This window comes from Nostoc sp. JL31, assembly GCF_017114965.1.
In the GTDB taxonomy this organism is placed as follows: Bacteria; Cyanobacteriota; Cyanobacteriia; order Cyanobacteriales; family Nostocaceae; genus Nostoc; species Nostoc punctiforme_A.
This window is the reverse complement of record NZ_JABXKO010000022.1, coordinates 69,862-82,334: the sequence shown is the minus strand read 5'-3', so window position 1 is coordinate 82,334 and position 12,473 is coordinate 69,862. Positions and strand designations below refer to the sequence as shown.

Below are 12,473 nucleotides of genomic sequence, written 5' to 3'. Positions count from 1 at the left end.
CTTATTTTAGATTAGTATTGAATATTACTGTAGAGACAATCAACGTGAGCGAATCACAAGCAAGTTGGAGTGCTGATGGAAGCCATATTCCTGATATAAATCCTCATACCAAAGCCAAGCATCAAATTCTTGAAACATATCTTGAAAATCTCATTTACACACTTTATGGCAAAGGTAGATATGGAGAGACAACGTTTACTTTTGTTGATGGCTTTTGTGGAGGTGGTATGTATTATGACCAGGATAATAAAACAGAGTGGCAAGGCTCACCTATTAGAATTATAGAAGCTATTCGTGCAGGATATAGAAAATCAAAACGCCAGTATGATTTAAATGTTAAATTTATTTTTATAGATAATAAGCGAGAACATTTAGCTTGTCTTAAAAATTATTCCATGCCAAAAGCGGGTCTAAGTGAGTTAGTTAATGGGCAACCACATGAATCTAAAGGCGAAGTTGGAAAGTTAATAGAACAATGTGACTTTATATGTGGTGAATTTGAAAACTTGGTAAATGAAGTTATATTCAAAATCGATATTCGCAAAGGACACTCGTTCTTTTTTCTCGATCCCTTTGGATGGACTGATGTTTCTATGCAAAGTATTAGAAAAATTAATGGTTTAAGAGGATCGGAAATACTATACACATATATGATTGATTTTATTAAAAGATTTGTTATTGGTAAGTATGGAAAAGAAAAAGATATATTTAACAGAATGCTAGAGGCAGAAGAATACTATAAATTTGATAATTTTAATAGTTTTGAGACAACAGGAGGTAAGTGTTCTCTTAGAAATGAATCGATGAGGTTATTTAGAGACAAAGGCAAGGCTGAATATGTATTTACTTTTTCAATGATTCCTAGACATAATGTTAGCGTTTTATATTATCTCATGCATCTTTCTCAAAACATTAGGGCTTTAGAAGTAATGAAAGAAAGTTTTTGGCAAGAAAATAACTTAGATTATCAATATTATTTTGAATTGTATGGACATGGTTTTAAAACAGCAGACTTTTATGAAGAAAACCAACTTAAATTGAAATTTGATATTACCAAAAATAGCCAAGAATTGTGTTTAGAGAAATTGGATACTCATTTGGGCAATATTATACGTAATAATCAAGACGTAATTATTTTTCGTGAACTTTGTCATCAAACTATGGAACGTAATCCAGCTAGTAAAGAGCATTATACAATTTATATAAATCTGCTTAGAAATGAAAAATAAATAGAGGTTTGGAGAAAAGGTGAAATAGTAAAAGAGCGTAAAGTTGATTTACGAAAAAGTGATATAATTAAGTTAACTAAATATAAACAGCTTTCGTTTTTTTGAAATACTTTATTTATCATAATATTAATAACCAAACTAAGAATGTGAGGATTTTAATACTAATAATAAACTATATAAATAAAAATGTGTGCTATGTCTATTGTTAAAGGTGTTGAAAAAATTGTTAATCCTCTGCAACAGAGCGCTCTTAACAAAAAAGGGCTATGTGACTATGTGGTTAATGTAGCATCAGGGTGTTTGCATGGATGTACATTCTGTTATGTTCCTTCTACGCCTGCAATTAGAACAAAGCAAGCACAATTGCATTCAAAAGGAGTAAGCGATCCTCAAATGGATTGGGGACAGTATTTATTTGTTCGAGAAGAGATACCTGAGCAACTAGAAAAAATCCTTAGTCGTAAAAGGTCTTGGCGTGAAACACCAGCAGGAAAAGGTGTAGTATTAGTATGTTCTGGTACTGCTCCTTATCAAACTAAACAGACTGCAAATGTTACGCGGGGTGTTGTTGAGGCTTTATCGAGATATAAGAAAAAAATCCGAATTCTTACTCGTGGTCTGTTATGGGTAAATGATATTGATATTCTTAATCGTACCAACGTGATCGTTGGTATGAGTTTGCCATACCTAAATGATGAACTTAGTCGCCAGATTGAACCTCAAGCTCCTCCTCCTTCAGAACGTTATAAAGCAATGCTGGCAGGTCATAAAGCCGGGTGTAGGATGTATGTTGCAGTTGCTCCTACTCCTCCAAATATGACTTTAGATGATTTCAAAAGACATTTAGAAAAAATAATGTGTATCAATCCAGAAGTTATATTTTGGGAGCCTATTAATGCTCGCGGAAGTAATGGAAAACGTATGATAGCGGCTGGCTTGGATTTTACGGATTCCATAAGACATAAAAAGTCATGGGCAGAATGCTTTAAAAGGCAATGGAATTACATTGAAACAGCGGCAAAAGAGCTTGGATGCGAGGATCGGCTTCATATTTGGCCCGATCCTGAACTTAGAGGGCTTGTTGATGATGTCAAGCTGGATTATTGGTTGTATAAGCCAACAGTGGAAAAGTGGGATAGCTTGACATCCTTAAAAAAGTAGAGACGCGAAATTTCACGTCTCTACTTTTTGCACTCTCTGCGCCTCTGTGGTTCGTTTAAAGTTGCTTCACTTCCGAAACCAACTTCGCCACCATATCCTTCGCGCTACCAAAAAGCATCGTCGTTTTATCCTTGTAAAACAACTCATTATCTACACCGGCAAAACCCGTACTCATCCCGCGCTTAATTACAATCGTCTGCTTCGCCCGATCTACTTCCAAAATCGGCATACCATAAATCGGGCTATTTGTATCACTCCGCGCCGCCGGATTTACCACATCATTTGCCCCAATTACTAAAGCCACATCCGCTTGATCAAACTGGGGATTAATATCATCCATGTCGTACAACTGCGTATAAGGCACATTTGCCTCCGCCAGCAACACATTCATGTGCCCCGGCATTCTCCCAGCAACGGGGTGAATGGCATACTTGACATCAACGCCCATTTTTTCTAACTGATCTGACAATTCCCGGACGCTGTGTTGCGCTTGAGCAACTGCCATACCATAACCAGGTACAATTACCACAGAACGGGCATAACCCAACATCATAGCCCCTTCTTCAGGATCAATGCTGCGGACGCTTTGATCAGTCGCACCACCACTAGCAGCACCACCACCCGAACTAGAACCTGTACCAAAAGCGCTGAACAGCACACTAAATAAGGAGCGGTTCATTGCCTTACACATAATCTCGGTAAGGATTAAGCCAGATGCTCCTACCAAAGCACCAGCGATGATTAACATATTGTTCATCACCACGAATCCAGCCGCCGCCGCCGCCACACCTGACAACGAGTTCAACAGCGAGATTACTACTGGCATATCGCCGCCACCAATGGGGATGACGAACATCACACCCAGCACCAATGAAACGCCAACCACTCCCAAGAATATGGGTAAGCTATCGGGTGTGATGATTAAATAGGCACTACCTACCAGATAAGCACCCAGAAGCAAGAGGTTAAATGGTTGCTGGAATGGAAATGTAATTGGGGAACCGCTAATTAAACCTTGCAATTTGGCAAAGGCAAGAAAACTACCGGTGAAGGTAACACCACCGATTAACACGTCCAACAGCATGGAAATGTTAACATCTAGGGGTATCGGCTGAGAACTATCTAATAACCGCCAGAATTCGGCAACGGCTACTAATGCCGAAGCCGCACCGCCTAAACCGTTGAGTAAACCCACCATTTGGGGCATTTCAGTCATTTGGACTTTGTAGGCAACGATCGCACCAATCAGCGATCCTATAGCCAAGCCCAACAATATCATCTCGTAGTTCAACACATGTTGATCGAGCATTGTCGCCACAATTGCCAGTAGCATCCCTACAGCCGCTACAATATTACCGTTTCTCGCTGTAGCAGGTGATCCCAGCTTTTTCAAGCCCAGAATGAATAACGATGCAGCGACTAAGTACGTCAGCTGAATGCCAGTTGGTAAAAAGTCGCTCACGCCTTAATCTCCTTCTTCTTGAACATTTGCAACATTCTGTCTGTGACTAAAAAACCACCCACAACGTTGATTGTTGCCAATACCACAGCAATCAAACCGAGAATTACTGACACACTTGTGTCTCTCGCACCAGCAGCAACTATTGCTCCCAGTACCGCAATCCCCGAAATCGCGTTTGAGCCTGACATTAAGGGTGTGTGTAGAGTCGGTGGGATTTTGTTGATGACTTCAAAGCCGATAAAAGATGCCAACACAAATACAAACAAAGCAGCAAGTAATGCCTCTGTCATGAAATCAAAACTCCTTGTGTAAATGGGAATGGGGCATTGGTTATTCTCTTTGTCCCCTTATCCCCCTCATCTCCCATTCCCTAATTAACCGCCGGTTGTTGAGTAGTCAAAGCTTGTAGCGCATCTCGTACTCGTTGATTGCGAATTTCACCAGCGTGGGTAACGCAAGCTGCATCAACGATGTCGTCGCTAAAGTCCACCTGCAAAGCTTTGTCTTTAATTAGCAATTGCATCAACGAAGTTACGTTTTTGGCATACAATTGGCTGGCGTGAATTGGCATTGATGATGGGAGATTGATGGGGCCGATAATTGTCACGCCGTTCCATACAATATCTTTACCGGGTTCTGTACAGGCGCAGTTACCACCTTGTTCAGCAGCCAAGTCCACAATTACTGAACCTGGTTTCATTTGTGCCACCATTTCTTCTGTGACGAGCCGTGGTGCTTGTCTTCCAGGAACTTGGGCGGTAGTAATCACCACATCAGAATTTTTGATGTGTTCGGCGACAACTTCTTGAGTGCGTTGTTTACTAGCCTCAGAAATTTCCTTGGCGTAACCACCAGCAGCGACAGTTTCTTCATCTAATTTGACTTCAACGAATTTTGCCCCTAAGCTTTGCACTTCTTCTTTAACGGCGGGACGGATATCAAAGGCTTCTACCACTGCTCCCAAACGTCTGGCGGTAGCGATCGCTTGCAATCCGGCTACACCAGCGCCCATAATAAATACTTTCGCTGGAGCGATCGTACCTGCGGCTGTGGTTAACATTGGGAAGTATTTCGGTAATGCAGCTGCCGCAATTAATACTGCTTTGTAACCTGCTAATGAAGCTTGCGAAGACAAAGCATCCATACTTTGCGCCCTAGTAGTACGGGGGATCATTTCCATACTCAAGGCTGTGACTTTCCGATTTGCTAGTTGCTGGGCTACAACAGGATTTCCCAAAGGATTGAGGAAACTGACTAATACAGCCCCTTCCTTTAACAAATCAACTTCCGAACGTCCATCTTCTCGTTCTTGTGGTGGACTGACTTTCAACAGAATATCTGTTTCACCCCATAATTTGGCAGTATCGCCAATTATTGTGGCTCCTGCTGCTTCATAGTCAGTATCGCTGAAAAAAGATCGCTCTCCTGCACCTGTTTCTACCCAAACTTCCAAACCTTGTTTTACCAATCGGGCAACTGTGTCAGGAATTAATGCCACACGACGTTCACAAACTTCAATTTCTTTAGCAACTGCTATTCTCATGAAATCTCCTGAAGATAAATACTTAATCTCTGCCAAGTAAGCGATTGTCCAGATGATGCGTGTCCCGCACTCATAGTACTTAGGCAGGAACATCAGCCATGAATTTTACTTGTAGATTGAACCTTGAATCTTTCCTCTCCCACTCTTAGCTCTCCAGGCAAAGCCTCACTTTGCCGCTCGCAGATGTCATATTTCCAGATAGTTGCAAACAGGGTTACGTATTGCACATCCTAAATTGATTCCCAAATTTTGCATCTTTATCTTTAGCTTGTTTTCGGGATTGAAAAATTTTGGTATTCCTTTCTTATAGAGTAATATTGACCGAATTTTGAAAGCTGGATAATTTCCCAATCAAATTTTAATGATTACGACTTCGATTCCAATTCAACTTATTTTAATCAATTTAGCCCAACTTAACTGGCGATCGCTGATGACGCGGCTCAATTTTTATAACAAAATTCTCAAATTTAGATACACTTATACATATTTAGAAATACAATCCAACCCCAACTGTGTTTCTATCTAGTTCAAATTTGACCAACTTAGTAATCAAATCAGGGCTACATAAGGGTAATGAAGTAAATTTAATCTATGTTTATTTTAATACTAAGTAAAATTTCTGTTGCCTAAACTTCAGGCAGGATGGCACTTTTTTTGGAAATTAAACGTCCATTGTCAGGAAGCCAGTAGTAAAGTTTAGTAAAGAATACTAACACACAGTTATTTTTAGATAACAGATTTATATTTCGTTTAGAGGAAGCCCAATTATGCGACGTTTACTTTCTACTTTAGCCGTGACTAGCTTTTTGGTTACTGGATTACCAGCCTTGACTTGGGCGCAAAGTTTACCTGGATTTACGCTGTTTAGCGGCGTCAAAGCCGAAAACCAGCTGCCCTTTAGGTTAGATTTTGGTGGACAAGCTAATGGTTGGGATCGATACATATTAAGGATTCCAGCCAAAAGAATGAAATTGGCAGTTGGTCAATTTGCCATTAACTACCCTGATTATTACAAAGGAACTTTTGACCAGAAAAAAATTGAAGTCCGAGTCAAAGGCAAAGCAGTGCCGCTTTCTGAAGTGAAGTGGGACAAAGAAGGTAAACTGATTAATATTTTTCCTCAAGAGCCAGTACCAGCAGGTAGCGCAGTCGAGGTAGTGTTATCTAACGTGAAAAACCCATCCTTCGGTGGAGTTTACTATTTTAACTGTCAAGTACTCTCCCCTGGCGATGTGCCACTACTGCGCTACATGGGAACATGGATTTTGAGCATTAATTAAGAATCGGGAGTAGGGAGTGGGGATACAACCAATCGGCGATTCCCAATTCCCTAACAAAGTGATAGAATAAGAGATTGTGAGTTTTTATAAAAATCACCTAAGAGGAGAACAGTATGAAAAGAACACTGGGCGGCACTAGCCGTAAGAGAAAAAGAACCTCTGGTTTTCGCGCCAGGATGCGGACACCAGACGGCAGAAACGTGATTAGCGCTAGAAGAAGAAAGGGGCGTCACCGTCTGAGCGTTTAGGACAAAGCAAGCGATAAAGAGCATCAGTGGCTTTGCCCAAAGCAAATCGGCTAAAATCCCGAAAGGATTTCCAGGCAGTTTTCCGAGAAGGAATTCGGCGTCACGGCTCTTATTTAACATTGAGAGCCTTAAAGCCCTTATGTTCAACGAAACCTTCTTTGGACACTGCCACCCAGACTACACAAGTAACTGACTCAAAACTTTTTGCCAGCACGCGGATTGGCATTTCGATTAGCACAAAAGTCAGTAAAAGGGCAGTGGTTCGCAACCGAATCAAACGGCAAATTACTGCTGCTTTACATAACTTGCTACCAAAATTATCACCAGGATGGCGGCTAGTATTCATTGTCAAACCTACAGCAGCAGAATCTAAGTGCGTAAGCCCACAATTTCTGCAAGAATTAGAGCAGTTGTTGGCACAAGCTGAGGTGTTCGATGGGAATTCGTGAAGATGTTTATTATGAAGGTGGGCCCCATGTTGGGGATTTAATTGTCAACCTGCTGATTGGGCTAACCATTGTCGGGATACCATTAACAGTCGGGGCAATTGTCAGGGCATTGTGGCTGCGTTTCCGGATCACCGATCGCCGAATTACTGTGATCGGAGGTTGGCAGGGACGCGATCGCACTGACGTAATTTACTCAGAAATTGTCAAAATCGTCAAAGTTCCCCGTGGCATTGGCTTTTGGGGAGATATGGCGATTACCCTAAAAAATGGCAGTCGTCTGGAATTACGTGCAATTCCCAATTTTCGGGAAGTTTATGACTACATAAACGAAAGAATTGCTGCGAAAAATCCCGAATATAGCGCCACTGCCAACAAGTGATAATCGTAAGGAGTAGGGAGTAGAGGGAGAAGAACCAATGCCCAATGCCCCATCCCAATGCCCAATTTAAATGTGCGGCTATCCGTAGCGAAAGATAGTCGCCGGCAAATGATGATTTAGATAAATTAGATTCAGTTTACAGTACCTCAGGTTGAATTCAGAATAATGGATTTTGGTATCGGCTTTCTCTCGAACAACGTGATGCTGCCAATCATAGATTTCTTCTATGGTATAGTGCCTAGCTACGGATTAGCGATCGTTGCTTTGACCTTGATAGTCCGCTTCGCGCTCTATCCCCTGAGTGCTGGCTCAATTCGCAACATGCGGAAAATGCGAATTGTACAACCTCTGATGCAGAAGCGGATGGCAGAAATCAAAGAGCGCTATAAGGATGATCCGCAAAAGCAGCAGGAGGAAATGGTTAATGTCCAAAAAGAATTTGGCAACCCTTTGGCAGGCTGTTTTCCATTACTAGTGCAAATGCCAGTTTTGCTAGCGCTGTTTGCCACTTTGCGGGGTTCACCTTTTGCAAGTGCGAACTACAGCGTTAACCTGCAAATTCTTCCCGCAGAACAAATCGAACAAATTCAACCACAAGCCTTTGCCACTGCTCCCCAAAATATTTACGTTGCAGATGGAGAACACGTTAAAGTAGCTGCCATTCTTCCCAGTGGAAGTAAATTAGCGGTGGGAGAACAAACCAAAATACAGTATCAGACTGTTGACGGTAAGCCATTTCAGGTACTTTTAGCAGAACACCCAGAAAACAAGCTGATTCCTGATTGGAAAATTACCAAAGGTGAAGATAGGATAAAAATTGATGCCGAGGGCAATGTAGAAGCCTTGCAACCGGGAGATGTCACCATTCAAGGAACAATTCCTGGACTAGCAGCAGAAAAAGGCTTTCTATTTATTGATGCTTTAGGCAGGGTTGGCGCACAAGATCCAGATGGCACAATCCACTGGGATATCGTTGCCATGATCGTCTTCTTTGGGATCAGCCTTTATGTTAGCCAAATGCTTTCCGGGCAAAATTCCAGCGGTGGCAATCCGCAGCAGGATACAGTTAACAAAATCACCCCCGTCATCTTTTCTGGGATGTTCTTGTTTTTCCCCCTACCAGCTGGGGTGCTGATGTATATGGTGATTGGTAATATTTTCCAAACCGCCCAAACTTATCTTCTCTCCCGCGAACCTCTACCAGAAGAACTGCAAAAAATCGTAGAAACCCAGGAGAAAGAAGCAGCAGTCACAGAGCAAAAAGCATTACCGTTTGAACCAAAAAGTCCTAAGAAAAAGGCAACAGGGGGATCATGAGCGACATTCCGATGCAGCGAGGTCAGCAGTGGTTAAAAACCCTGCTGGAACTCACTGGAATACCTGCTGAGATTCAGGGTCATTTAGAAACTGCCCAATCTCAAGACGGCGATTCTCCAGAACCAGATAACTACTGGTTGACTATTGACCAAACCAATTTGACATCAGAACAAATCCAGCTATTAATCGGTGCTGATGGTTCTGTGTTAGACGCGATTCAGTATCTAGCAAATTCGGTTCTAAACCTTAGCCAACCCACAGAAGAACAAGCCTCTTACACCATTGAGTTAAATGGCTACCGGGTCAAAAGAGAAGCTGAAATTCGCGCATTAGCAGAAGCAGCAGCCGATGAAGTGCGCTTTTCTGGTAGAGAAGTGGAAATCAAATCTCTTAGTTCTGCTGAACGGCGTCAAGTTCATACCTTCTTAAAGGAATTTGGAGATTTAGAAACCTTCAGTCGTGGTAAAGAGCCACATCGTCATCTGGTTGTCTGTCCAGCTTCGTTGGAAGGAGTTAGGAGTTAGGAGTTAGGAGTTATGAGTTTGGAGTTAATTGAAAACTCATAACCATAATATAATTTCAAAATTTCTCTTGTTCTTAAGGGATAAAATAAAAATTCAATATCAGTATAGTTACTGGTAATCAAGATAAATTTTAGTGAGGATGTCTCACAAATCCTATGGACGCAATTTATATTCCGCAGCTAACTCAAGCCCCGGAGCGGACAGAGGAAGTTCAGGTTAATGAATTTCTGCCTGGTCTGGAAACTTTGACACCAGTTCGCGGCTACGTGCGCGTGCAGCATCATGGTAATTACTTACAAGTATCTAGTCAGGCAGAAACAATTATTACTTGTACCTGCAATCGCTGCTTGCAGCAATACAATCGACGTTTAGGGCTTGATACGAAAGAAATCATCTGGTTAGACGAAACGTCAAATCAGGCAAATGACTTACCCCTGGAAAGGGAAGTGGTTATGGAAGATTTGCTGGAAAGTTTACCGCCCGATGGTTATTTTTACCCCAACGAATGGCTCTATGAGCAGATGTGCTTGGCAGTACCACAACGGCAACTGTGCAATCGCAATTGTCCAGGTATTCCTGCAATTACTGTTGAGAGTTCTGATAGTCCTGAAACTCCAGTTGATAACCGTTGGGCTTCTCTGGAAGCACTGAAAAAACAACTTCCGGGATAGTAACGTAGCTAGTACTTTACTCAGTTAATTTATGAGATTTATATAGAACCCGATTTCTTGAAGAAGTCGGGTTTCTAGTTTACAGCTATTTTCAGGTAAATAGACCACGTGGTAGGGGCGCAAGGCCTTGCACCCCTACCACCGATGTGGTTACAATACATGATTTTTGCTGTAAAAGAGCGATCGCCTTTAAAAAATATCTCACATAGAGCGATCGCACTGGCAACCGCTATGAACTGGTAGATGTTGGTTTTTTAGTTGTTAGAGGCGATACAAACCTGAACAATGAGAGAAGAACAAATAACCATAGCTAAATATGAACTTCCGTGAAGAGTTTAAACTGCTCCTACGCGCCCGCTACCCTTTGATTTATATTCCTACATACGAGGAGGAGCGGGTAGAAGCAGCTATCCGGGAAGAAGCAACCAACCAGGGTAATCGCCCAGTATATACTTGGGATTTTGTCGATGGCTATCAGGGAAACCCCAATGATGTTGGGTTTGGACGACGTAACCCGTTGCAAGCTTTAGAATTTATCGAAAAATTACCAGCTTCCGCACCTGCGGTATTGATTCTCCGAGATTATCATCGTTTTTTAGATGATGTAGCGATCGCTCGCAAACTCCGCAACCTGTCCAGACTCCTGAAGTCGCAACCAAAAAATATTGTCCTACTGTCACCACGCATCGCCATCCCTGACGACTTAACGGAAGTGCTGACAGTCGTCGAGTTTCCCTTACCCGCCGCGCCAGAAATTAAAACTGAGGTGGAACGCTTACTGCAAAGTACAGGTAACTCCCTTTCTGGAAAAGTTTTAGATGATTTGGTGCGCTCTTGTCAAGGGCTTTCGATGGAACGAATTCGCCGGGTTTTGGCAAAAGCGATCGCAACTCACGGTGAATTGCAACCAGAAGATGTGGATCTCGTTTTGGAAGAAAAGCGCCAAACTATCCGCCAAACTCAAATTCTGGACTTCTACCCTGCCACTGAGCAAATTTCTGATATTGGCGGACTGGATAACTTGAAAGACTGGTTGATTCGTCGGGGAGGCTCATTTACTGATAAGGCACGACAGTACGGATTACCGCACCCCCGTGGTTTAATGTTGGTGGGTATTCAGGGAACTGGGAAATCGTTAACGGCAAAAGCGATCGCTCATCACTGGCATTTACCCCTGCTACGTTTGGATGTGGGAAGGTTATTTGGTGGTTTGGTGGGTGAATCAGAATCTCGGACTCGCCAAATGATCCAAGTAGCCGAAGCTCTCGCTCCCTGTATTTTGTGGATTGATGAAATAGATAAAGCCTTTGCCGGACTTGGTAGTAAAGGTGATGCCGGAACAGCTAGCCGTGTGTTTGGTACTTTTATTAACTGGCTAGCCGAAAAAAGCTCACCCGTGTTTGTCGTCGCCACTGCCAACGATATTCAAGCCTTACCACCGGAAATGCTCCGTAAAGGGCGATTTGATGAAATTTTCTTTGTGGGATTGCCCACCCAAGAAGAGAGAAAAGCAATTTATGATGTTCATTTATCCCGACTGCGCCCCCATAACTTGAAAAGTTATGACATCGATAGGCTAGCTTATGAGACCCCCGATTTTTCTGGGGCAGAGATTGAGCAAACTTTAATTGAAGCGATGCATATTGGATTTAGCCAAAACCGCGACTTTGCTACCGACGACATTTTAGAAGCAGCTAGTCAGATCATCCCCTTAGCACGAACTGCCGTAGAGCAAATTCAGCAACTCCAAGAATGGGCTGCTGCTGGGAGAGCGCGTTTAGCATCTAAACACAGTCCTTTGAGCGAACGCCTCCGGCGCACTACGTGAACCCAAAAATAAATGTAGAGACGTAGTACTCCTACGTCGCTACAAAGGTTTTAGATAACGCATATTTAATTTCACCAGATGTCTATTCAGCATAGCTACAATAATCAGTTAGTCAAAAGTCAATAGTTAATGATGAATTATTATGGACTATTGATTCTTATACTGATGGGTTACTTACTTCTCTACTCATAATACCAATTTGAAAAATGATTGCGACAGATGGAAAACTGAAACACTTATCCAATGGATGTTTCACAATCCAAAATCTAAAATCTAAAATCCAAAATGGTATAACCCTTGAGAGCCAGTTAAACAGCACTTTCCTCAATGGGGAAAATACGCACGACTGGCTCACCTTCATCCTTGACTCTTGATAATCAGG

The 12,473-nt window shown here is 42.2% G+C and carries 14 protein-coding genes; 11 read left to right on the top strand and 3 right to left on the bottom strand.

From position 1 onward, the window contains the following. Positions 1–44 precede the first annotated feature (44 nt). Positions 45–1,229, top strand: a complete 1,185-nt coding sequence (tcmP, locus tag HWQ43_RS04055; RefSeq protein WP_292730540.1) for a three-Cys-motif partner protein TcmP — start codon at positions 45–47, stop codon at positions 1,227–1,229. Positions 1,230–1,424: 195 nt separating this feature from the next. Then, positions 1,425–2,390, top strand: coding sequence for a radical SAM protein (locus tag HWQ43_RS04050; RefSeq protein WP_292730538.1), 966 nt, complete (start codon positions 1,425–1,427; stop codon positions 2,388–2,390). 55 nt (positions 2,391–2,445) lie between these two features. Here the strand turns inward: HWQ43_RS04050 and HWQ43_RS04045 are convergent, their stop codons facing one another. The 3 genes from HWQ43_RS04045 to HWQ43_RS04035 all read right to left on the bottom strand — a co-directional run bounded on the left by HWQ43_RS04045 (position 2,446) and on the right by HWQ43_RS04035 (position 5,395). Then, a complete protein-coding gene (locus HWQ43_RS04045) occupies positions 2,446–3,852 on the bottom strand; it encodes an NAD(P)(+) transhydrogenase (Re/Si-specific) subunit beta (protein WP_292730536.1) in 1,407 nt (468 codons plus the stop codon). Next, positions 3,849–4,142 (bottom strand): NAD(P) transhydrogenase subunit alpha, encoded by a 294-nt coding sequence (locus HWQ43_RS04040; protein WP_012408294.1) that lies wholly within the window; start codon positions 4,140–4,142, stop codon positions 3,849–3,851. The genes HWQ43_RS04045 and HWQ43_RS04040 overlap by 4 nt, the downstream gene beginning before the upstream one ends. Before the next feature lie 80 nt (positions 4,143–4,222). Then, a complete protein-coding gene (locus HWQ43_RS04035; protein ID WP_292730672.1) occupies positions 4,223–5,395 on the bottom strand; it encodes a Re/Si-specific NAD(P)(+) transhydrogenase subunit alpha in 1,173 nt (390 codons plus the stop codon). 767 nt (positions 5,396–6,162) lie between these two features. Here HWQ43_RS04035 and HWQ43_RS04030 point away from each other — a divergent pair. The 9 genes from HWQ43_RS04030 (at position 6,163) to HWQ43_RS03990 (ending at position 12,091) form a co-directional block, all read left to right on the top strand. Then, positions 6,163–6,675 (top strand): DUF2808 domain-containing protein, encoded by a 513-nt coding sequence (locus HWQ43_RS04030; protein WP_292730535.1) that lies wholly within the window; start codon positions 6,163–6,165, stop codon positions 6,673–6,675. Between the two features lie 113 nt (positions 6,676–6,788). Continuing rightward, positions 6,789–6,923, top strand: a complete 135-nt coding sequence (gene rpmH / locus HWQ43_RS04025; RefSeq protein ID WP_094327629.1) for a 50S ribosomal protein L34 — start codon at positions 6,789–6,791, stop codon at positions 6,921–6,923. A 26-nt stretch (positions 6,924–6,949) separates the two neighbouring features. Next, positions 6,950–7,372, top strand: a complete 423-nt coding sequence (gene rnpA / locus HWQ43_RS04020) for a ribonuclease P protein component (RefSeq protein WP_292730533.1) — start codon at positions 6,950–6,952, stop codon at positions 7,370–7,372. After that, positions 7,359–7,751 (top strand): PH domain-containing protein, encoded by a 393-nt coding sequence (locus HWQ43_RS04015; protein WP_292730531.1) that lies wholly within the window; start codon positions 7,359–7,361, stop codon positions 7,749–7,751. Before rnpA ends, HWQ43_RS04015 begins: the two co-directional genes overlap by 14 nt. A 165-nt stretch (positions 7,752–7,916) precedes the next feature. Then, positions 7,917–9,068 (top strand): membrane protein insertase YidC, encoded by a 1,152-nt coding sequence (gene yidC, locus HWQ43_RS04010; protein WP_292730529.1) that lies wholly within the window; start codon positions 7,917–7,919, stop codon positions 9,066–9,068. Beyond that, positions 9,065–9,592 (top strand): R3H domain-containing nucleic acid-binding protein, encoded by a 528-nt coding sequence (locus tag HWQ43_RS04005; RefSeq protein WP_292730527.1) that lies wholly within the window; start codon positions 9,065–9,067, stop codon positions 9,590–9,592. The genes yidC and HWQ43_RS04005 overlap by 4 nt, the downstream gene beginning before the upstream one ends. A 155-nt stretch (positions 9,593–9,747) precedes the next feature. After that, a complete protein-coding gene (locus tag HWQ43_RS04000; protein ID WP_292730525.1) occupies positions 9,748–10,263 on the top strand; it encodes a YceD family protein in 516 nt (171 codons plus the stop codon). Positions 10,264–10,371: 108 nt separating this feature from the next. Continuing rightward, a complete protein-coding gene (locus HWQ43_RS03995; protein ID WP_292730523.1) occupies positions 10,372–10,506 on the top strand; it encodes a hypothetical protein in 135 nt (44 codons plus the stop codon). A 73-nt stretch (positions 10,507–10,579) separates the two neighbouring features. Then, complete coding sequence (locus HWQ43_RS03990; RefSeq protein WP_292730521.1) at positions 10,580–12,091, top strand: AAA family ATPase; 1,512 nt, start codon at positions 10,580–10,582, stop codon at positions 12,089–12,091. Positions 12,092–12,473 lie beyond the last annotated feature (382 nt).